The following is a 20441-nucleotide window of genomic DNA, read 5'->3' as shown; positions in this document are numbered from 1 at the left end:
CCTCCACTGTGATCGCCGACCCGGGGATGGATCCCCCCTAGGAGCTCATGTCTCTTCCGACGTTCACTCGACCGCCGAGCTGGCGCTTCCGATTCCACACCGGCGTCCACCCCTGGACCCGCCGGGTTCCGCGCCCGTGAGCGATACGGCCGCCGTGCAGCTGCCCCGCCCCAGAAGCATCGCGAAACACGCGGTGCCGCATCTGGTCGAAGCGACTGTCATTCCCGCGGCGCTCTTCCTGATCTTTCTGCATCTGGGTGGCCTCACCCTCGCCGCGCTGACCGCCGTGGCCTGGGGCTACGTCGCCCTCGGCCGACGGGTCGTGAGGCGGCAACGCATTCCCGCCCTGCTGATCCTTTCCTCGGTCGGGCTCACCGTCCGCACGGTGATCGTGATCATCAACGGCAATGCCTTCATCTACTTTCTGCAGCCGGTGATCGTCGCCGGGGTGATCGGCATGATCTTCCTCTTGTCGGCGTTAACCCCCCGACCACTGGTCCACCGGTTGGCTGGCGACTTCTGCCCGCTGCCACCGGGCGTCACCGAGCGGATCGGGGTGCGCCGGCTCTTCCTCGGCCTGACCCTCTTCTGGGCCGCGGTGAATCTCGGCAACGCCGCCTTCACCTTCTGGCTGCTGGTGTCGCAGTCCACTGTCGTGTTCGTGGCGATCCGAGGGATCACCGGCACGGCCGTGACCGCGACCGCGGTGGCGATCACCGTCGCCTGGTCCTGGCGTGTCGCTCGGCTGGAGGGCCTGCGCGGCCCCAGTTCCCGCCTGGCCTGAGCCGTCCCGCCGCCGAGCAGGCGAACCGGGCGAGCGCAAGAACGGTGTCTGCCGCGTCAGCGACGCCTTCAGTCCCTTGAAAGAGACCGATCGGCAGCTGGCTGGTGTCGTCGATGACGCGGTCCGTGAAGGCCGTGTTGCTTTCTTCCGGAAACGGCGAGTGCCCGCTCGTCCGGTGGACCGGGTCGAGGACCGGTTTCGGTGGTGGGATCGACACGTACCGTGGTGCGCAGCGTGGTTTCCCGGATGAAGAGGATGATGATTCCGGCCACGACGATGAGCGGAACCGCGCTCAGGAAGGCGTCGGGAACCGCCGTCCCATAGGCGTGGCGGACGACGGAGGCCACCGGAGCACCGAGCGTGTCAAGATCCGGGATGTCCCGGCCGTCACCCAGCGTGTTCGCTGGTAGGCCGTTGGCCGCCAACCCGGAGGCGGTGAGGTCGGTGATCCGGTGCGCGATCAGCGCGCCGAGCACGGCGACGCCGGTCGTGCCGCCGAGGCTGCGGATGAACTGCACGGTCGCGCTCGCGGCCCCGAGATCGGTGAGCGGGGCGGTGTTCTGGGCGATCACGATCAGGTTCTGCTGGACCATGCCCAGGCCGAGACCGACCGGCACCATGGCGAGGCCGACGAGCACTGGCGTCGTCATCGGACCGATCAGGCCGAGCAGCAGCAGGCCGGTGATCACGAGGACGGAGCCGAGGACGAGGAAGCGCTTCCAGCGCCCGGTCCGCGAGATCATCCGGCCGACGTGGATCGAGGAGTAGGCCATCGCGCCCACCAGGGGAACCGCGAGCAACCCGGAGATCACCGGGGACCGCCCCTGGCCGAGCTGGAAGTACTGGCTGAGCATGACCGGGGTCGAGAACATCACGGTCCCGACGCAGAACGCCGCGATCACGCAGAGCACGAGCGTGCGGTCGCGGAACAGGCGGGGCGGGATCATCGGCTCGCGGACCCGGAACTCGACCGCCACCGCGATGGCCAGCAGGAGCACGCCGCCGCCGATCAGCCCGCCGGTCTGCGCCGAGGCCCAGCCGAAGGCGTCCCCGGCCAGCGAGATCCAGACCAGCAGGCAGCTCGCGCCGCCGGAGATCAGCAGGGCGCCGGCGTAGTCGATGGAGACCTCGCGGACACCGATCGGCAGCCGCAGCGTGCGCTGGATCAGCACTCCGGCGGCCGCCGCGATCGGCAGGCCCAGGTAGAAGCACCAGCGCCAGCCCAGCCAGGGGGTGTCGACGACAAGGCCGCCGACGAGGGGCCCGGTGACCGTCGCCACGGCGAAGGTCGCCCCGACGTACCCGTTGTACTTGCCCCGGTCCCGAGCCGGGATGATCGCGCCCATCGCCACCTGGACCAGGGAGGACATCCCGCCGCTGCCGATGCCCTGGATGAACCGGCAGGCGATCAGCATCCCGGGGGAGGTGGACAGCCCCGCGAGCACGGAGCCGAGGACGAAGACGCCCAGGGCAGACTGGACCAGCCGCTTCTTGTTGACCAGGTCCGCCAGCTTGCCCCAGATCGGCATGCTGGCCGTCATCGCGAGCAGGTTGGCGGTGACCACCCAGGTGTAGCTGGTGGCGCTGCCATGCAGGTCGGACATGATTGCCGGAAGCGCGTTCGTCACGATCGTGGACGACAGCATCGAGACGAAGAGTCCGAGCAGCAGACCGGAGATGGCGCGCATCGTCTGCCGGTGGGCCATCGCGGACGGGGAGGACGGTCCCGGCTTGGCGGCGCCCTCGTCTCGTGTCGTGGTCGTTGCCGTGGAGATCCACCCCTCGCGTCACATCGGCCGGCCCGGATGTGGCCGATACACATGAAAACACGGAGATGGCGTCAGGTTCCCGACTTGAAAGTCGGCCGCTCAGGCCGGGCGCGACGTCACTCGGCGGCGTAGACGACGACGTTGCCGAGATAGTGCCCCGGGCGTGGTCGAAGGTGCCGCCGCAGGTGATCAGGCGCAAGCCGGGCCCCGGGCTCCCGCGGTAGACCTCGGCGTCCGGGACCGCGGACTTGGGATAGCGCGCCAGTCGGTCCACGACAAACGTCACGGTCGAGCCGTCCGCGCGGTCGATGAGCACCCGGGCCCCGGGATGCAGCGCGCCGAGGCGCCGGTGGCGCCACCTGCCCCTCGGCCGGGCCGGCCGGATCAACGCTCGCCACCGCCGCCGGCGGGCGCGAGTCCCGGGTGGAGGTGCCGTCGGGCCCGCACCCGGCGATCAGGACGAGGGCGACCGTGGCGGCCAGGACCGCCGCGACCCGGACGGTCCTGACGGCCGTGACCGCGGCGGGACCCCGCTTCCCGCCGCGGTGGCCCGCCTTCCGGCAGGGCGCCGCGTCCTGGCCGCCGTCGGGCCGGCTACCCGACGCCTCGCCCAGCCCGGGCCGAAGCCCGCTGGGCGCGGCGCCTTACCCATGGTCCCCATGGGGCTTCGGGGTGAGACGGGCGAGGAGACGGCCCTCGGCGACGCGCCTGCCCCGCCGCGCCGGTACCGGCGGCCGATGCCCCGCATGTTGATGTTGGCGGGGATCGCCGCCGCCGTCCCGCTCGCGCTGTACGTTCTCCAGGCCGCCTTCGGAACCGGCGATCGGGCGGCCCCACCCGATCTGGGCGGGCCCATCCTGGTGCGCAATGCCACCACCCCTCGGCCCGACCGTCATCGCGGTCCGGCCCCCACCGACCATGACCTCGACGGCCGGGAACGTCGGCCACTGAGCCGGCGGCGTCCCTCGCCGAGCCGGCCGACGTCGCTCATCGAGCCGGCGCGACATGAAGGGGATGGGACGCAATGAGAAGGTCCTCATGGCCCTCTCATGCTCGCCCCGTTATCGCCCGTCAGGCTGAGGTCAGGCCGGCATGGATGAGGGTGGCTGCCGGCGCGTCGCCCGAGGCCGGCGGCGCTGGCCCGCGACGCGGCGACGTCGGCGCGGCTGCGCATCCTCGGCTGGCAGGTGCTGCTCGTTGCCGTGGCGCTGGCCGGGTCGGTCCTGGTCTCGCGCGGGGTGCTGCTGTCCCGGATGGACGAGCGGATCGGCCGCGGACTCGCCCTGCAGGTCGCCCAGCTGCGGCGGTTCGCCGAGCAGACCGTCGACCCGCGGACGTCGGCGCCCTTTCCCGACGTGCGCAGCCTGCTTCAGGCCTATCTGGAGCGCAACATCCCCGACCGGTCGGGTACCTTCGCCGTAAAGTCGGAGCGGAGCGAATCTCCACCGTGCGGGGGATGGGATACCGCCTCGAACCCCGCTGATTCGTAGCCGACCCGACCTGCGCGGGGCTACGTCCCGGCGAACCTCCCGAGAAACCTCCCGATGACCACCAGCACGACCGGGGCGACATGGTCCGCGGCCCGTACTGGCTACCGGTGGGGCGGTCCTGGCCTGGCCGCCGGAGCTGTCCCGGGCACCCGTTACGGTCAGCGGATGCCGCTCGTGACGAAGTCCATCCACCGGTGAGCCTGGCCATCATCGGGCAGGCGGCTGGCTTGTTCGCCGTCACCAACATCGACGACATACTGATCCTCTCGCTGTTCTTCGCCCGCGGCGCCGGCCACCCCGGTTCCACCGCCCGGATCGTCGCCGGCCAGTACCTCGGCTTTGCCGCGATCCTCGCGGCGGCGATCGCCGCCGCGTTCGGCGCCACCTTCCTGCCCGAGTCCGCCGTGCCCTACCTCGGGCTGCTCCCCCTCGCCCTGGGCCTCAAAGCCGCCTGGCAGACATGGAAGGACCGCCACGGCGATCAGGACGAGGACGAGACCGAGGGCGACGAACGCGGACCGAACCCGCTGGAAGTCGCCGCCGTCACCGTCGCCAACGGCGGCGACAACATCGGCGTCTACGTGCCGGTCTTCGCCACCGCAGGAATCGGCGGCATGAGCGTCTACGTCGCGGTCTTCCTCATCCTGACCGCCGTCTGGTGCGCCGCCGGATGGTTCCTCGCAACCCGCCCCGTCGTGGCCAAAACCCTCAGCCGTCGGGGACGCATTCTGCTGCCGCTGGTCCTGATCGCCATCGGTCTTCTCATCCTCATCGAAGGCGGCGCCTTCGGCCTCTAGTACTGAGCCGTCGCGATGCCCCACCCGCCCGGCGTGTCAGAGCTGCCGTCCGCTCTCAAGGAGTTCGAGCATCTCGCCCGACCTGGCAGACGAAGCGGTCCACATTGTCGCGGCCGAGTGAACCATATGTATGAAAATAATTGATTGTTTAGAAATGGTGGATCGGTGGTCGCTGTTGCACAAAGTGGAGATCATGGATGAGGCCGAGGTGACAACTCGCTGTCACCTCGGCCTCGACGGTTGCGGGGCCGCGCCGCGTGGTCCTGACGGCCAGACGGCATGCAGGACTCCTCAATCAAGATCTTTGGCGGTGCACCGGCCTACTACGATGTCGCAATCTAGATCAGGTGGTCAGGGGTCTTGAGCAACCCTCCATGAAAACACGGTCAGCCGCAGGCGGTCGGTCCAACCCCGTACCAGCCGTTCGACGTGGAGTCCTGGCCACCGTAGTAGACGCATGTACCCGGCGCATGCACGTAGACAGGCCCCGCGTAATAAGCGTAGTTGTTACTATCCGCATGCCACGCGGAGGGATCGGTCGTGACATAAACTCCGTCAGCGTCCGAGTTCCAATTTCGGTCGACTTGGTGGTGGCGCAGTTGTTGTCGTTGGCGGAGTTGTACAGCAGCTAGACGGTCGAGCCGCCGCCCGACAGGGCGAAATGGTGCTTTACTGCATAGCCGGAGCCGCGGACCTCCTCGGGCGTGTACGGGTTTGTCGCAGCCTGGGCCGGCGCGGAACCTGTGGCAAGCGCGAGGAAAATCGTGGTGATGATCGCGCCTGTGCCAGCATAGATCTTACGTGTTCGTAAAGCGATCTCCTCTGTCTGCGTGAATCGGACGGACGCCGAACGGCAAGGGGCCAAACTGAAACCAGTCGGATTCATGTGGCCTGCGACCTGGGCTGATGTGTTCGAGTGGTTCCAGGCTCGTACCTCCAAGAATGTTCCACAGCCGATTCCGGCCTCTTGCCGCGCAAAAGTTTTCTGCTCGCGACCGGGGGAGCCGGGGTGCTCGTTGCGGGTCGCCGACGGCATCGCCGGGGAGCGGTATGGTGTTGCCTGGGATCGGACTGGCTGATCATCCGGAAGTCGAGCGGCTCCGCCGTGGGTAAATCCTCGCTCGGGAACACCGCCTCGATAAGAATCTTCCCTCCTTCCTCCCCTTGAGTGCCATTCCCGCGACGCCCAGGTCCTCAACATCGCACACGGTCCGACGGCGCCAGGCCATTACCCCCGGATTCTCGGAGGAAATGGACGGCTCACGGGTCGGATGCTCGCCGGTCCACCTGATGGCGGTTCCGTCGCACCTCTCTGGAACGAGCCCGCTGCGTGTTGCGGTGTGCCCCATCATGCGCGACCCGGCAGTTGGTCGACAGGGACGTGGTGGCCGATCGATCAATTCCAGACAATCAACTCATGGCGGCCCGGCGGTCGGGCTAACGATGCTGCTGGTTTCTGTTCCGGTGCGCCTTCTGGTCGGGCCGCGGCGGCGGACCACAGCTCCGAGGCGGGTGACCGCACCGGCATCTTCCTGGACCGGAATAGATTCGTCGTGGCTACATTAGTGGCCGGCTGGTCGTCTTCTGTCGCCGACGTCGTCGCCGCGTTGATCTACCTCTGCTCGGCCGAGGGCGGCTTCGTCACCGGCGGCTATCCGCTGAGAGCCGGGGGATGATCGGGCAGGTGCGCTCGGCCCCGGCTCACCGACCGGCGGGGTAGTGGCAGGCGGAGACGGACGCGGCGGAGAGGTCGGCCGGGCTCAACGGCATGCGGTCGATCGGGGAGCGGGGGGTCCAGCGCACCCCCCGCACGTCGCTCACCCGGGTAGGACTGTCCCCACCCAGACAGGCGACGGCGACGACGGCCGCCTGCGCCCGCGACGTCGGGGTGCCGAGCCCCGCCGGCGTCCAGGTGGCGTAGAACGACGAGTTCGCCGAGTCGACGAGATCGACGTGGTGCCAGGTGCGGGCACCGGAAAGTCGGGTGTCCGGGGTGTAGGAGATGGCGAACCCGACGATGTCGACGGTGTTCCCGGTCGCCTGCAGATCGATGGTCCACGGGTCTGCCGAATTCGGACCCACGGTCAGGCGCAGGGATACCGGCCCGGGCCGGTCGCCCCCGCAGCGCTGCGGGGGCGCGGCCGGCGGTGGGTTGCCGTGGATCATCGCGGAGGTCGTCACACCGCCGCCGATGACCCGGAACCAGCGGACGTCCGGCGTTCCGGCGGTCCTGTCGTAGACCTTCTCGCCGATGCAGTACCCGGCGAATCCGGTGTCGCAGTTCCCCGGCAGGATGCGCAGGACCTGCGCGTCGGCGCGGGGCTCGGCCCGGACCCGGGCGCCCGCGGGATAGGTCTTGCCGATGAACGCCGAGCCCGCGGGGATCGCCGGGCAGCTCGGCGCGCCCGCCGGCAGCGGCCGGGTGCCCTTGGCCGTCCGCGTCGACCAGCCCGTCGTCGCGGTCACGACGACGGCCGCGACGACCACGAGCGCCACCATCGCGGCCACGACGCCGCGGCGGCGCCACGGCCGGCGCCCTCCCCTCGGCGCCGGCCGTGGGTCGTCCGCGCCGGCCCCGGAGCCGACCGGCTCGCTCGCCTCGGCGGGCGACCCGGACCCGGCGGGGGTGGCGGTGGCAGGGTCGATGGTGACAACGGTCGAGCCGGACACGACCGCGGTCTGATCGGCGCAGGCGGCGGTGGAACCGCCGGTGGGGGCCGTGCCGGTGGCGGAGCCGACGATAGCGGCCGGCGAGCCGGCAGCAGGCGCGGAACCGGTTTTGCGCGGTCCGCACAGCGCGGCGTCGAGCTCGTACCACCGCCGCCGCCAGACGGACACGTCCGCGCCGCAGGCACCCGCGTAGGCAAGGGTGACCTCCAGGCTGGGCTGACGTTGCCCGCCGGCCGCCTCCGACAGGGTGCTGGCGCTGTAGCCCGCCTTTCTCGCGAGCAGACGATAGGTCGGCCCACCGGCGTCCTCACGGACCTTTCGTAGTTCAGAGGCAAATGCCTCCAACGGTCCGGCCGCCGGGTCGACGGGTCGTTCCTGACGGGCCACACCGCCTCCTGTCCCACGCCCGAGACCGTCTGACCAGCCACTCGGTGGGGCGCGCCATGCCGTGACTCCTCGCGGCCCGCCCGGCCCCGGAGCCGCGTCTCAGCCTGCCCGGCAGTCGCCGCCTCGTCGTTAGCACCGAGTTCCCGATCACCTTGGCAATGCGTCTACTGCACCCGGTGCGGCCAGACGTGAGCAACAGGTCTTCGTGCTCTGACCGCACACGTGCTCCGGTCTGCTACGAGGCCTGCCCTGGAAGCGATGGGGCCTGCTGTCTGTGGTCTGTAGGCGTGGTGCCGTAGGCGGTGCGGAACGCCCGGGTGAAGTCGGCTGCGCGAGGGAAACCCCAGCGGGTGGCGATGACATGGACGGGGGTTGCCCTCAGCGCCGGGTCGATGAGGTCGCGGCGGGCGCCTTCCAGGCGCTGGCTGCGGATGTAGGAGGCGACGGTGTCGGCTTCAGCCTGGAAGAGGCGATGCAGGTAGCCGCGCGAGACGTGGTGCACGGCGGCGATGTGACCTGGCGTCAGGTCGGGGTCGTGCAGGTTGCTCCGGATGAAGGCTTTGATGCGGAGGGTCAGCGTCCGAGCGCGGGTCTCCGGCGGCAGGGCCGGCTCGGCTTCCAGGGTGTGGGCGAACATGGTTGCCACGAGGTCGACCAGGACGGTGCCCAGGCGTGGGCCATCAGTGGGCTGGTAGTGCCCGGCGTCAGCGGCGAGCGTGGTGAGGAACTGCGCCAACAGCGCGCCGATTCCCGCCCGCCCCGACATGTGTTGCCCGATCACCTGATCGACCTTGTTCCCCGGTATGGGCAGCAGGGCCTTGGGGATCTCGATGCCCACGGACGAGATCGGCCCCTGCCCGGTCCAGATCTCATACGGCCGTGAGGAGTCGTTGGTGTGGAAGTCGAACGGCTGATAAGAACTTCCCTGCCGCCCCCACGAAGCCACTGCCTCGCCCCGGAGCATGAGGGATAGATGGTAGACCTCCGGGTCGGACTGCCGGATCAGCCGGGGCGTCCTCATGAAGACCAACTGTTCGAAGGTCGCGGGCCATACCGAAACAGCCCCCAGCCCGATCAACCGCTGGTGTGCCCGAAAGTTCGCGGCACACTCGCTGTCCAGCTGCAGGGGCGCGTGCGTACGGCTCATACACGCCTGCCAGGCGTCGAACCGCTCCGATGCAGGTAGGTCCTCGCTGTGGAACACTGTTTCGGGCAGCATGTTCCCCCAACTCCCGGAATCGTTATTGCCGCGCCTTCGACCGACGGCCCTGAGCACCCCGGTCAGCCGCCCACCTCTTGGCCGAGATGCGCCGGACGGTTTGTGGTGTGTACCGGTGTGGTGGGCATGAAGATGCCCTCCGGGCTTCAGGAGATGGGAGTTCCTGACACTTCCACCAGCCAGCCCGAGAGGGCGACCCGCAGGTGCGATTGTTTTATATCACCGCGGAAACGCGCATCCGTGTCCGTGATACGACACCGGTGTCGTGCCAGGCCGGGTCTGACGCCCCCGGGTCTGACGCACCCGGCCGGCTCCCTGCTTGGTCTCACAGCCCGGGGCGACGTCGTCGAGGTCGTCGACGTCGAGCAGGACCTCGTCCTCGTGCTGTTTGTGCCATCGTCGCGCTTGGCCTGCGACAGTCGATGCCATCGTCACCTCGCATAACGGGCCTGGAGCTGGGTCAGGGTCGCCTCGATGCCAGCCGCGTTGAACTTCGGGGCGCGGATGAGGTCGTAGTATCGGATCCTGGCCTTGATCCGTCCCGCTCTGCTGTAGTCGAAGGTCTCGGTGACACGGGTGGTGCCGTTCGACTCCGGGCTGAACTGCCAGCGCCACCGGTGTCCGACCGGGTGCCGCCACTCGATGAGGCGGTTCTCCTCGAACGCCGTGACCCTGCTGGTGATGCGGTACGGCAGGCCGTAGGCTTTCATGTTCACCGAGAAGGTCGCGCCTTCGGTCAGCCGCGGTGGGCCGGAGACGGTGGTGCGTACCGTGCCGGAGCCGTCGAGCTCGCCGTGCCGGCGCGGGTCGGCCACGATTGAAAACAGTTCGCTCACCGGCGCGTTCACCAGGATCGATCGGCTGACCTGGTTCGGTCCGGTGTCGATGATGGACACGGTCATGGTTTTCGTCCTTGTTGCTCGTAGGGACATTGGCCGGCGATCCGGGTGATCGGGACGGCCGTGATGGGGCGAGGGGGGGCCTTGGTATGCCGACACCTGCTCGATCGTCCACCTGCCGATACCCCCGACCCTGGCACCGCGGAACCCGCGCTGCACCGAAGCGTGCGGCCAATCACTCCCGGCGCCACACCGGTCCGTGCAGGCCACCGGACCAGCCTGGCGAAAAGGACCGGGCGCTCGACGCCGGCCGCAGATCTCCGCTGCGCTGCCGTCCTTTCGGATTCGCCACGGTGGGATGCTGTGGGATGACCGGTGGGGGCGTCGACGGTGACGGCTGGGATTCCTTCGTCTCGTATGCGCCGGCGGACCGGGCGTGGGCCGAATGGATCGCCTGGACGCTGGAAGAGGCTGGGTTCCACGTAGCGGTTCAGGCCTGGGATTCCTCAAGAGCGCCCTGGCGTTGGAGTACGTCCACCGGCACGCCGCCGAGCTCGACGTCGTGTGGTGGGTACCGGCGGAACGCCCGGAGCTGGTCGTCGACCATCTGCGGATACTTCGCGACGCATTGGGACTGCCTGCCGGAGTCGAACCGGCCGGCGTGGTGACGGCGCTGGGCCGGCGCGAGGTCCGGTGGCTGCTCGTACTCGACGATGCCGAGGACACCGAGACCGTGTGAGGCAGCAGTGCGGCACCCCGGTCGGGCGACGGGTAGTGAGGTTGCCCGTTCCGCCGGGGTGCGCCTGCTGGTGACGACGTGCGTTCAGGCCTCGGTCTGGATGGAGAGCGTGACGGGCTTTGCGAACTGCAGCGGCCCGTAGGAGTCGGAGCACCAGACCGTGAAGCTCGACGTGCCGGCGGTCGTGGGGATTCCGCTGACCCGAGCTCCTGGGACGGGTCGTGGGCGGGGTGCCACGGCGGGGCCGGGATGGCCTGGACCTCGTCGGTGATCGCTGGCCACATCCAGCTCCGGTTCGCCCGTCCGCTCGCTGTCGACTTGTGGCGGCCCCGGGAGAACAAGACCGAGACCGACCGGCCAGATGGATCGGAGGAGTCTGTGCCGTCGATGTGGACCCCGCTGGCTGTTCCTAGGCGGCGGCGTCCAGCGCCGGTGCGATGACGGCGAAGGCCTGGTCGGCCAGTGCGGCGGGGTCCTCGGCGCCGTCGCTGGCGCTCCACCGCTGGAGCACTGTGTCGAAGGCGGTCAGGGCAATTCCGGCGGCCAGTTGCGGGTACAGGTCGGTGGCGGGGTCGAGGGCCAGCCGGCGGGCCACCTCCGCGGCCAGCTCGTCGCGCCACTGCGCCTGGCGTTCCAGGAAGCGGGCGAGCAGGGCGGGCGTGCCCAGGATCAGCTGCACCACGCGCAGCGCTCGGTCGCCGTGGCCGGCGCAGGCGTCGATGGAGACCCAGACGGTGTGCCGCAGCGCCACCGACGGGGGCTCCGGTGCGGGGCGGCCCGCCAGTTCCGCGCGCATGCCGGCGCCCATCTCGGTCAGGAAGTGGACGACCACGTCCTCCTTGGACGCGAAGTACCGGAAGAACGTCCGCTTGGACACGCCTGCGGCGGCCACGATCTCGTCGACCGTGACCGCGTCGAATCCTTTCCGGGCCAGCAGGTTCAGCGCGGCCTCGGTCAGCACGTCCGAGACGAGCTGACGCTTGCGCTGGGCCAGGCTCACTCCAGGGCGGGTAGTCACCACGCGTCCATCGTATACGCCATGCCATCGCTGACACCAAGGCGCGGCTTGACACTGAATGCCACCCGGGGCAACTTGTGTCGCATGATGAGTCAGCGGAGCTGGACCGCCGAGCAGATTCCGGACCAGACCAAGCGGGTGTTCGTCGTCACCGGAGCCAACAGCGGCCTCGGCCTTGCGACCACCCGGGCGCTCGCCCGCAAGGGCGCGCACGTGATCCTTGCCGTACGCGACGAGGCCAAGGGTCACCGGGCGGTCGCGGAGATCATCGCCGAGCAGCCGGGCGCCCACCTTGAGGTGCGCCAGCTCGACCTGGCCGATCTGGACTCGGTCCGCGCCTTCGCCGACCGGTTGTGCTCCGACGGCGCGCGCCTGGACGTACTCGTCAACAACGCCGGTGTGATGGCGCCGCCCCGGAGGGTCGGCGCGCAGGGTCACGAGCTGCAGTTCGCCGTCAACCACCTCGGCCACTTCGCGCTCACCGGTCTGCTGCTCGACCTGCTGGCGGACGGGAACGACCCCCGTGTGGTGACGGTGAGTTCGACCAATCACCGGCAGGGGCGCATCTTCTTCGACGACCTCTCCGGCGAGCGCACGTATTCACCCATGGGGTTCTACAATCAGTCGAAGTTCGCCAACGCCGTCTTCGGCTGGGAACTTCACCGGCGGCTGACCGCGGCCGGAAGCCCGGTGCGCAGCGTGCTCGCCCACCCCGGCTACACCTCTACCAACCTGCAGACGAGCGCCCCGGTCGGCATGGTGAAACTGCTGTTCGGCCGCATTCTCACCCCGCTCGCCCAGTCCCCGGACCAGGGTGCGCTGCCCCAGCTGTACGCGGCGACCGCTCCGGATGTGGAAAGCGGGCAGTTCATCGGGCCGGACGGCATGGCCGAGCTGCGCGGCGCACCGAAGCGGGTGCGGCTGGCCCCGGCGGCCGCCGACGCCGAGACCGGCCGCCGACTGTGGGAGTTGTCGGAACGGCTGACCGCCGCGTGGAGGCGTGAATCCGAATAAGTATCCAATGCGTTCGGATGCGCAGCGTGAACGGCGGCCCCGGGCTGCTCCGTGCCCGTCCGGCGGGGTGCGCGCCCCGCCACGGGAGGCGACGACATCGTGGTCGGGGAGGTCCTGAAGGTGAAGGCCCATCGGCGCTCCGAGGACCCCCCGGTGTTCTACCGGGGCGCCGCGCACGCCCTGACGGAGCTGGCCGAGTAGGAGCTCGCCGCGCGGGGGACCACGGGCGGCAGGCGCATGCTCACAGGCGGCGGCCCGCGCGGCTGGTCTGCGCCGTGTCGAAGGACTGCCGGGCCTGCTCGACCCGGTCCAGGTTGGCCTGCGACCAGTCGGCGAGCGTGGCGAACAGCGGAGCGAGGCTGTTGCCGAGCTCGCTGATCTCGTACTCCACCCGCGGCGGCACCTCCTGGTGGTAGGTGCGCACCACCAGCCCGTCACGTTCGAGCTGGCGCAGCCGCTGCGTGAGCACCTTGGGGCTGATGGTGCCGATCCGCCGCTCCAACTCCACGAAACGCTGCCGGCCGAAGGCGTGCAGCGCCCACAGGATGGGGGTGGTCCAGCGGCTGAAGACGATGTCGACCACCGGCGAGATCGGGCACGCCTGCTCCGGGTGCAGCGAGGTCGCCGGCCCGTCCGGGGCGGGCCGGGTCTGGGACGCGTCGAGCACGGTCACCTCCAGGAAAGTGGCTTTCGACTAGGTTCCTAAAACATTCGGAATGCTAGCTTCTCAAGGCATTCACCGAACGCTGTCGAACCGGCTCGCGCCGGGCCCGGGGAGTCCCCGCTCCGATGTTGCTCGACGCGGTATGCCCCCGAGGCAGGAGGGCTGTCATGTCCATTCCGGAATCCGTGCAGAGCACGGAGACCATCTCCCCGCCGCTGGCCGGGACCGTCCGTAAGCCCGGGCTCATCCTTGCCTTCCTGAGCATTGCCGGCTTCATGACCTTCCTCGACGTCTCCATCGTGAATGTCGCCCTGCCGACCATCGAGGACAAGCTCGACATCTCCGCGACCCGGCTACCGTATGTCGTGACGACCTACGGCATGCTGCTCGGCGGATTCCTGCTGCTGTGCGGACGCCTCGCGGACACCTACGGCCGCCGCCTGATGCTGCAGACCGGGCTGACGCTGTTCGCACTGTCCTCCCTGATGGCGGGCCTCGCCCAGGAATCGGTCATGCTGATCGTCGCGCGCGGGCTGCAGGGCCTGGGCGCGGCCTTCATCGCCACGTCGGCGCTGAGCCTGCTGACCAACAGCTTTCCCGAGGGGCCCGAACGCAACAAGGCGCTCGGCGTGTGGGGCGCGCTCAGCGGACTGGCGGCGGTGGCCGGGGTGACCCTGGGCGGCCTGCTGACCGACGGCCCCGGTTGGCGCTGGATCTTCTTCATCAACGTCCCGATCGGTCTGCTCGGCGCGTTCCTCGCGCCGAGCGTGGTGGCCGAGAGCAGGGCCGCCCAACGCAGCTCCTCGTTCGACATCGCCGGCGCCGTCGCCCTCACCGCCGGCCTGGTAGTGCTGATCTTCTCCCTCGGGCAGACCGTCGACGACTCCGACCCGCCCGTCGGGCGCACAGCGGCCGGGTTCGCCGTCTCCGCGCTGCTGCTCGCGGCGTTCCTGCTCATCGAGCGCCGCGCCCGCGACCCGTTGATCACGCTGGGCATCTTCCGCCGGCCGTCGTTGCGCGCGGCGAACCTCGCCGCCGTGCTCCTGCTCGGCAACGTCGTGACGCTGTTCTTCTTCGCCAGCCTGTTCATGCAGCAGGTCCTCGACTACTCGCCCCTGCGGACCGGGCTGGCCTACGTGCCCCTGGCGGCCGTCGTGGCGGTCGGCGCGGGTGTCGCCGCCCAGCTCGTCACCAAGGTCCCCGCCAAGCTGGTGCTCATGATCGGACTGCTGCTCACCGGTGGCGGCATGTTGCTGCTGTGGCGTGCGCCCGTAGACTCCTCCTACCCGGTCGACCTGCTACCCGCGTTCCTCGTCACCGGCCTGGGTCTCGGCCTGTCCTTCGTGCCGATCCAGGTTGTGGCGTTCACCGGCGTCCGCGAACACGAGTCGGGTCTCGCCGCCGGCTTGATCAACACCAGTCAGGAGGTGGGCGGCGCGATCGGCCTGGCCGTCGCCGCCACCTACGCCTTCCGCAACCTCGCCGAGCTGACGGACCGGGCGCACGGCGGGCCCGAGCTGGTGCACCAGGCGCGCAGTGACGTCTTCCATGACGCCTTCCTCACCGGCGTGATCTTCGTTGCCGCGGCCTTCCTGGTCACGCTGGTGCTGCTGCCCCTCATCCGGCCCGAGGACGCCCCCGATCCCTCGACCCTGCCCGGCTGACCGCTGGGCGGCCCTGCCACGCCGGCCTCGCGACGTCAGCTACGACCCGGATACGGACCCGGACAGGAGCGGCCCATGCGGCGGCACACGGTGATCCCGCCTCCCGCGGCCGAGGCGTTCCTCGCCGAGGACCATCTGTGCACCTTCATCACCCTGCGGCCCGACGGCTCGCCGCACGCGGCCCCGGTCCGGTTCACCTGGGACCCCGACGCCCGGCTCGCCCGCGTCATGACCGTGGCCTCCCGGTGCAAGGCCCGCAACGTGCTGGCGCGACCGGGCGGGCGGGTGTCCATCTGCCAGGTCGACGGCGGCCGCTGGCTCACCCTGGAGGGCCCCGCGGTGGCCTCGGACGACCCGGGCCGGGTCGCCGACGGGGTGCGCCAGTACACGCGACGGTACCGGTCGCGTCCGCCCAACCCGCGCGGGCTCCTCGTCATCGAGATCACCGTCGATCGGGTGATGGGCCTGTACTGAACCGCCCCCGGTGATCCGCCGCGTCTACACCGGTGCACAGAATACGGCCCTTCACGATCAGCGGCGGCGGGACAAACGCGAGTACGCGAGTAGCAGTCTCGGGTTCCTCGGACCCTTCCGAGGGGACAGCCGCTGGTGGGCGGACGTCGAGCCGAGGCAGGAGCTGGGTGGGCTCGACGCGTCTGTGTCCGCCGGCTGGTCCCGCCGCGTGCGGGTGCCCCCGGGCTGACGGCAGCCGAATCACGGGTGCTGTGTGACGCGCTGGTCGAGTTGGCGTTGGCGACCATCGACCCCGGTGACGATCGACGTCGGGAATGCCTGCAATTACCTGATCATAGCCATGCGGCGTTGCGTCACCGGGCTGCTGGCGAGGTAGCAGGGTTGCAGCGGCGGTTCCTCGACTCCTTCCGGGCGGATGTCGGAGTCGAGCAGGACGGTGCCAGCCGCTGGTGGGAGTTGCCGGCGGATGAGCCGTACCTGTGGACCTACCTGACGCACCATCTTGCTGCCGCCCGGGCCGGCTGTGCCGGCGGCGGGGAGTTGGATCGGCTGCCGGGTGATCTGCGTTGGGCGGTGGCTCAGCTCGAACGGTCAGGCCCGGCAGTCCTCGACGCGGATCTGGCCCGGTCCGCCAGTGCCTGGGCACGGCGGCTGCGGCATCACTGTGCGCAGACAGCGCATCTGTTCACCGCGGTGGAACCGTCCCATGGGCTGGCGGTGACGCTGCTCAGCCGCCTGCACGGCGACGAGATGTTCGCCGCCGCTGTCGAGCGCTACCGCGCCGGCGCCGCGGGGGTCTACGTGTTCACCTACCGACCCGGTCATCCGCATCTGCTCGACCCGGACAGCTGAACCCCCAGCTCTGCCGGTGGAAGTGAAACCGACCCGGGTGCGAGCGGCGGTCCTTCGCGAACGCGGTCGGCCCGGCGGGGACGCTGCTGAGCGCGACCATGCTGGACGCCACCGGCGATCCGAGCCTGCGCCCGGCCGCGCGGCGGCTCATCGGGTTCGGGCTGCTGTCGGCCGGCCCCGCCGCGCTGGCCGGTGGTCGGGCTGGCTCGACACCGAGGGCGCCGAACGCCGCGTCACTGCCCGCAGGGTGCGGCTACCGGGCTACGGTTGATATGAGGCTGGTGCCTTTCCTTCCTGCGCAGGCAAGGGAGGCGGTGGGGGCGGGGGCGCCGAGGAGGTAGCCCTGGCCGTAGGGGATGTGCACGTCGAGGGCTGTGTGAAGTTCGGCGGGGGATTCGATGCCCTCCGCGATGACGCAGCCACCGAACTCCATGCTGATCATGACGAGTGCCGCGGCGGTCGTCCGGCGGGCCGGGTCGGTGTCCATGCCGTGGGTGATCAGATAGTCCAGCTTCACGATGTCCGGGTGCAGTTCGATGAGCTGTTCCAGACCCGCGTAGCCGGTCCCGATGTCATCGACCGCGATCCGCACGCCGCGGGCGCGTAGCTCCCGCACGGCGCACAGGACCTTCGTGTCATCGCAGAAGTACTCGTGTTCGGTGATTTCCACGACCAGACGTCGACAGGTCTCGTCGTCGTGGAGAACGTCGAGCAGCCCGGAGGTGATGGTGGTCGGTGAGGCGTTCACCGCGAGACAGACCGCGGCGGGTAGCTGGGGTATCACCTGTAGCGCCCGGCGGATCGCGGCCAGTTCCAGTTCGGCGCTGAGGCCGACGGTCGTGGCGTCGGAGTACCAGCCCTGCGGGCCTCGGGGCGGCTCCCGGTGCTCGTAGGGGAACCGGGACAGCGCCTCCACCCCGGCGATCCGACCCGTCGCCAGGTCGATGACGGGCTGGTAGACGATCTTCGGGCCGCCCGCGTCGATCATCTGGCTGACGCTGCGCCAGACCTGGCTGCGGGCCTCCCAGATCCGGTGCAGGTCGATGACGGCGTCGCTGAGGTATGCGGCGACCAGGCCCAGGAACCGACTGTCCCGCTCGCGAAGATCCGGCCGCGGATCACGGCTGATGCACCCGAGTACCCCGAAGACCTCGCCGTCGTTGTCGGTCACCACCGTCGCCGCGTAGCACCCGATGCCCAGCTCCTCCATGACCGGCACATCGACCATGTGGTGATCACGTCGGGTGTCCGCGACCACCTTCGGGAGCGTGCCGGCCAGCAGACTCCTGTACAACCCGGGATTGGGCCGGACCCTGACCCCTGGTGCCAGCCCGAACCGCCTACCGTCTCCGTTGATCACCTGAAGGACGAGGTACTCCCCGTCCGCCCGTGCCAGGTAGGCGAGATCCATCGCCAGGTGGCGGCGCAGTATCCCCAGCAGCTCCGTGACCGTCGTATCCGGTTCGATGCCACCCGAGGGCGGTCCGAACGCCGACTCCGCCCGTGACATCGCCCTCACCCCGTCCACGCCATCCGGCACCCATCACCGCCATGCCCCCCGTAACTGGTCGTACACCAACATGTACGCTCCGACTGTGATCTTGGCCGTGTCTGGCCGACACGAGCGGCCTGATCGCCGTGACCAGCGGCACGGACGGGACGGGACCGGACCGGACCGGCAGACGGACCGGGCTGCGTGCGCTGCGCCTGGCGATTGGTCAGTTGGTTCTGATCGCGTCTCCGTCGGGGATCCAGACAAGGGAGAAGTAGGGCTGCGGGCTCTCCGGGACGCTGGGCGGGTCAAGGTGGCGGCAGACCGCGGTGACCTGGGCGCCGCGCCGGATCGGGAGGTGGAACGGGGTTTCCGCGGGGAGCTTGGCGGTGTCGGAGTTGTCGGAGGCGAAGTCGTTGACGTACTCCACGGTGCCGGTGCCGGTGCCGGGGGCCCTGGCGGTGACCTTGATGCCGGTGGCCCGGCCGCCGGCGTTCGCCGATACCCGGCCGAGGAGGATTCCGTCGGTGGGCGCGGTGAAGGAGTGGGTGGTGCCCAGGCCGACCTCGATGGGTTGGCTGGTGCCCATCATCTGGACGGTGTCCAGGGCGGTGAGGTCGTGGACCGACAGGTGGGGACGGGCCACGGAGACGAGTGCGGTGAGTACCCGTTCGGCCGTTGCCCCGGGCATGCTCGCGGCCAGGCGGAAGACCGTGGTGTCGTGGAGGGCCGGGGAGGTCCACGGGTTCTGGTCGCTGACGACGGCCGAGCCGCCGCGGCCGCCGGAGTGGCTCTGCCAGGTCATCGTGTAGACGGCGGGAGAGCCGTTCCAGGACAGGACGGCGTGGCCGCCGTTGGGGACGAGCATGGTGTCCGGCCGGAAGTCCGCGAAGAAGAAGTTCGCCGGGAACTTGGGCAGGGCCAGCCGGGTGGTGCGGGTCTGCCAGGAGGAGCCGTCCAGGGAGCTGTCCTCGGCGATCTGCAACTCGGCTGTCCCGGGCGCGGCGTTCACGGCGATGTCGGCGAGGCCGAAGGTGAGCGGCGTGACGGCCAGCAGCCATCCCCGGGCGAGGGTCGGGGTGGCGGTGAACGACCCGCCGGAGGGGGCCGCGATGCGCCAGCCCTCGCCCTGGTGGGGGTGGTCGCCGCCGGTTACCGCCAACCGCCGGATCCCGCTCGGGTTGGCGGTGAGGGCGGTGGCGCCGGTGCCGATGGGCAGGGTCAGGACGGTCCTGCGGATGTACACGGGGGTGTTCCCGGCCCGTGCGGTCACCCGCAGGGTGCAGGGGCGGCCGGCCTGGATCGGGTCCGGGTCGAAGGCGAGTGTGTAGTCGAGCAGGGGCGCGGCCTCGGTGGCGGCGACGGGCTGGGACACGGGGACTCCGAGGTCAGGATGCGGGCGGGGTGATCGCGGTGAGCTGTCCGACGCCGCGCGGCAGCCAGGTCAGGCCGCTGCTGTCGCCCTGCTGGCCGAACAGGCGGACCGTCAGCTGGGCGCCTCTGGGTACCGGGACGTTGATCGGGGTCTCGGTGGGCGGCCGGGAGGAGACGCTGTTGTCGGAGGTGAACCGCATCGTGTACTCGTTGACGCCGGTCCGGCTGACCGTCACGGCGACGGTCGCGGCGGGGCCGCCGCTGGCTGCCTGCACATAGCCCACGACGGTGCCGTCAGTGGGCGCTTGGAAGTATCTGATGTTGTCGGTGGGGGCGGGGGTGGGCGCGTCGAGGTCCTGGCGGGCGCCCTGGACCTGGACGATGCCGTTGACCTCCAGGTTGCCGACCTTGAGATCGGGTTCGCGGACGGTGACGGCGGTGGTGAGCGCGTAGATCATCGGGGTGCCGCCGCCGTCCACCGACCGCTCGGCGACCAGCATGAAGGCTGTCGTGCTGGTCAGTTCCGGTGAGGGCCAGGTCGACAGGCCGGTGACGGACGTCTTGTCGCTGTCCCAGTGCATCCAGTACCGGGGGCCCAGGCTCGCCTCCCATCTCAGCGTGACGCTTTCGCCCCGCTCGACCGAGATGTGGTCGGGACGCAGATTGTGGAAGGTGAAGTCGGTCGGCCACTTGTCGACCGGCAGCGGGTCCACCGGCCGGGGCTGGTAGCCGCTGTCGGTCGTCGAGGTCCACTCGGTGACGTCGACGTAGCAGGTCCCGATCGTCTCGCTGGCCGACAGGCCGGTGAGCGCCAGGGTGACGGTGTCGCTGCCGGACAGCTCGCACGGGTCGAAGTCGGTTTCGGGGGTGAAAGTGAAGACGGCGTTCTCGCCGTCGCGCCTCTTGCTCCTGGTCCAGGTTCCGCCGAGGTCGGTGGGGCTGCGCCGCTCGACGACCATGCCGACCGTGGACGGTTCGGTCGGTGACAGGGCGGCCTCGTCGTTTCCGATCCGATACCTGATCTCGATCTTCTGCAGGTAGGTGGTGGATCCCTCCCCGGCGGTGATCTTGAGCATGACCCGCAGGGGCTCGGGGTCGTCCTTGCCACTCGCCCGCACCACCGGGGGGTCGGTCAGGAGCGTGTAGGCCAGCAGGGTGCCGGCGCGGGGAGCGTGAATGGCCATGCGGGGGCTTC

The 20441-nt window shown here is 69.8% G+C and carries 17 protein-coding genes and 1 pseudogene; 9 read left to right on the top strand and 9 right to left on the bottom strand.

Going from position 1 to position 20441, the window contains the following annotated elements; translation table 11 throughout:
- The first annotated feature begins 136 nt into the window (after positions 1-136).
- Positions 137-784, top strand: coding sequence for a VC0807 family protein (locus tag FRAQA3DRAFT_RS09720; RefSeq protein WP_009738885.1), 648 nt, complete (start codon positions 137-139; stop codon positions 782-784).
- Between the two features lie 68 nt (positions 785-852).
- On the opposite strand, the gene FRAQA3DRAFT_RS09715 is transcribed toward FRAQA3DRAFT_RS09720, so the two are convergent.
- Positions 853-2472 (bottom strand): MFS transporter, encoded by a 1620-nt coding sequence (locus FRAQA3DRAFT_RS09715; protein WP_157467262.1) that lies wholly within the window; start codon positions 2470-2472, stop codon positions 853-855.
- A 1483-nt stretch (positions 2473-3955) separates the two neighbouring features.
- On the opposite strand from FRAQA3DRAFT_RS09715, the pseudogene FRAQA3DRAFT_RS38595 reads away from it, so the two are divergent.
- From FRAQA3DRAFT_RS38595 to FRAQA3DRAFT_RS38030, 3 genes and pseudogenes are all read left to right on the top strand, one after another.
- A pseudogene (locus tag FRAQA3DRAFT_RS38595) lies at positions 3956-4036 on the top strand (DNA-binding response regulator); the annotation flags it as partial.
- Positions 4037-4237: 201 nt separating this feature from the next.
- Positions 4238-4840, top strand: coding sequence for a cadmium resistance transporter (locus tag FRAQA3DRAFT_RS09700; RefSeq protein ID WP_009738882.1), 603 nt, complete (start codon positions 4238-4240; stop codon positions 4838-4840).
- 1553 nt (positions 4841-6393) lie between these two features.
- Positions 6394-6516, top strand: a complete 123-nt coding sequence (locus tag FRAQA3DRAFT_RS38030) for a hypothetical protein (RefSeq protein WP_255347004.1) — start codon at positions 6394-6396, stop codon at positions 6514-6516.
- A gap of 25 nt (positions 6517-6541) precedes the next feature.
- Here FRAQA3DRAFT_RS38030 and FRAQA3DRAFT_RS38230 read toward each other — a convergent pair whose 3' ends face one another.
- The 3 genes from FRAQA3DRAFT_RS38230 to FRAQA3DRAFT_RS09685 form a co-directional block, all read right to left on the bottom strand.
- The gene (locus tag FRAQA3DRAFT_RS38230) at positions 6542-7897 is read right to left on the bottom strand and encodes a helix-turn-helix transcriptional regulator (RefSeq protein ID WP_009738881.1); all 1356 of its coding nucleotides are present in this window, start codon (positions 7895-7897) and stop codon (positions 6542-6544) included.
- Positions 7898-8132: 235 nt separating this feature from the next.
- Positions 8133-9044, bottom strand: a complete 912-nt coding sequence (locus FRAQA3DRAFT_RS09690; protein ID WP_198287059.1) for a helix-turn-helix domain-containing protein — start codon at positions 9042-9044, stop codon at positions 8133-8135.
- A gap of 503 nt (positions 9045-9547) precedes the next feature.
- Positions 9548-10018 (bottom strand): SRPBCC family protein, encoded by a 471-nt coding sequence (locus FRAQA3DRAFT_RS09685; RefSeq protein ID WP_009738878.1) that lies wholly within the window; start codon positions 10016-10018, stop codon positions 9548-9550.
- Positions 10019-10104: 86 nt separating this feature from the next.
- Here FRAQA3DRAFT_RS09685 and FRAQA3DRAFT_RS38590 point away from each other — a divergent pair, with 86 nt between their 5' ends.
- A complete protein-coding gene (locus FRAQA3DRAFT_RS38590) occupies positions 10105-10623 on the top strand; it encodes a toll/interleukin-1 receptor domain-containing protein (RefSeq protein WP_083873543.1) in 519 nt (172 codons plus the stop codon).
- 480 nt (positions 10624-11103) lie between these two features.
- Here the strand turns inward: FRAQA3DRAFT_RS38590 and FRAQA3DRAFT_RS09675 are convergent, their stop codons facing one another.
- Positions 11104-11712, bottom strand: coding sequence for a TetR family transcriptional regulator (locus FRAQA3DRAFT_RS09675; RefSeq protein WP_157468207.1), 609 nt, complete (start codon positions 11710-11712; stop codon positions 11104-11106).
- Positions 11713-11796: 84 nt separating this feature from the next.
- Between FRAQA3DRAFT_RS09675 and FRAQA3DRAFT_RS09670 the strand changes: the two genes are divergently transcribed.
- Entirely contained in the window at positions 11797-12726 is a 930-nt protein-coding gene (locus FRAQA3DRAFT_RS09670) for an oxidoreductase (protein WP_035920765.1), read from the top strand.
- A 241-nt stretch (positions 12727-12967) separates the two neighbouring features.
- Here the strand turns inward: FRAQA3DRAFT_RS09670 and FRAQA3DRAFT_RS09665 are convergent, their stop codons facing one another.
- Positions 12968-13393 carry a helix-turn-helix domain-containing protein gene (locus tag FRAQA3DRAFT_RS09665; protein ID WP_009738874.1) on the bottom strand — a complete coding sequence of 142 codons (426 nt, stop codon included), beginning with the start codon at positions 13391-13393 and terminating at the stop codon, positions 12968-12970.
- Between the two features lie 164 nt (positions 13394-13557).
- Here FRAQA3DRAFT_RS09665 and FRAQA3DRAFT_RS09660 point away from each other — a divergent pair, with 164 nt between their 5' ends.
- The 3 genes from FRAQA3DRAFT_RS09660 (at position 13558) to FRAQA3DRAFT_RS09645 (ending at position 16380) form a co-directional block, all read left to right on the top strand.
- Complete coding sequence (locus FRAQA3DRAFT_RS09660) at positions 13558-15054, top strand: MFS transporter (protein WP_009738873.1); 1497 nt, start codon at positions 13558-13560, stop codon at positions 15052-15054.
- A 75-nt stretch (positions 15055-15129) separates the two neighbouring features.
- The gene (locus tag FRAQA3DRAFT_RS09655; RefSeq protein WP_009738872.1) at positions 15130-15528 is read left to right on the top strand and encodes a TIGR03618 family F420-dependent PPOX class oxidoreductase; all 399 of its coding nucleotides are present in this window, start codon (positions 15130-15132) and stop codon (positions 15526-15528) included.
- Positions 15529-15909: 381 nt separating this feature from the next.
- Positions 15910-16380: a hypothetical protein gene (locus FRAQA3DRAFT_RS09645; protein WP_035920761.1), complete on the top strand. Its 471-nt coding sequence runs from the start codon at positions 15910-15912 to the stop codon at positions 16378-16380.
- A gap of 253 nt (positions 16381-16633) precedes the next feature.
- Here the strand turns inward: FRAQA3DRAFT_RS09645 and FRAQA3DRAFT_RS09640 are convergent, their stop codons facing one another.
- The 3 genes from FRAQA3DRAFT_RS09640 to FRAQA3DRAFT_RS09630 all read right to left on the bottom strand — a co-directional run bounded on the left by FRAQA3DRAFT_RS09640 (position 16634) and on the right by FRAQA3DRAFT_RS09630 (position 20430).
- A complete protein-coding gene (locus FRAQA3DRAFT_RS09640; RefSeq protein WP_051054240.1) occupies positions 16634-17890 on the bottom strand; it encodes an EAL domain-containing protein in 1257 nt (418 codons plus the stop codon).
- A 208-nt stretch (positions 17891-18098) separates the two neighbouring features.
- Positions 18099-19247, bottom strand: coding sequence for a hypothetical protein (locus FRAQA3DRAFT_RS09635; protein WP_009738870.1), 1149 nt, complete (start codon positions 19245-19247; stop codon positions 18099-18101).
- A 13-nt stretch (positions 19248-19260) separates the two neighbouring features.
- Positions 19261-20430, bottom strand: a complete 1170-nt coding sequence (locus tag FRAQA3DRAFT_RS09630) for a hypothetical protein (protein ID WP_009738869.1) — start codon at positions 20428-20430, stop codon at positions 19261-19263.
- Between the last annotated feature and the right edge of the window lie 11 nt (positions 20431-20441).

It is taken from the genome of Frankia sp. QA3 (genome assembly GCF_000262465.1).
GTDB lineage: Bacteria > Actinomycetota > Actinomycetes > Frankiales > Frankiaceae > Frankia.
The sequence above is the reverse complement of the archived record's forward strand: the minus strand, read 5'-3'. Positions and strand labels throughout refer to the sequence as shown.

Bases quoted from the DNA above. Each gene is read 5' to 3' on its own strand.
- FRAQA3DRAFT_RS09715 (WP_157467262.1), bottom strand. From the start codon at position 2,472: ATGCGCGCCATCTCCGGTCTGCTGCTCGGACTCTTCGTCTCGATGCTG.
- FRAQA3DRAFT_RS09690 (WP_198287059.1), bottom strand. From the start codon at position 9,044: ATGAGCCGTACGCACGCGCCCCTGCAGCTGGACAGCGAGTGTGCCGCG.
- FRAQA3DRAFT_RS09685 (WP_009738878.1), bottom strand. From the start codon at position 10,018: ATGACCGTGTCCATCATCGACACCGGACCGAACCAGGTCAGCCGATCG.
- FRAQA3DRAFT_RS38590 (WP_083873543.1), top strand. From the start codon at position 10,105: ATGCCGACACCTGCTCGATCGTCCACCTGCCGATACCCCCGACCCTGG.
- FRAQA3DRAFT_RS09670 (WP_035920765.1), top strand. From the start codon at position 11,797: ATGATGAGTCAGCGGAGCTGGACCGCCGAGCAGATTCCGGACCAGACC.
- FRAQA3DRAFT_RS09660 (WP_009738873.1), top strand. From the start codon at position 13,558: ATGTCCATTCCGGAATCCGTGCAGAGCACGGAGACCATCTCCCCGCCG.
- FRAQA3DRAFT_RS09655 (WP_009738872.1), top strand. From the start codon at position 15,130: ATGCGGCGGCACACGGTGATCCCGCCTCCCGCGGCCGAGGCGTTCCTC.
- FRAQA3DRAFT_RS09640 (WP_051054240.1), bottom strand. From the start codon at position 17,890: ATGTCACGGGCGGAGTCGGCGTTCGGACCGCCCTCGGGTGGCATCGAA.
- FRAQA3DRAFT_RS09630 (WP_009738869.1), bottom strand. From the start codon at position 20,430: ATGGCCATTCACGCTCCCCGCGCCGGCACCCTGCTGGCCTACACGCTC.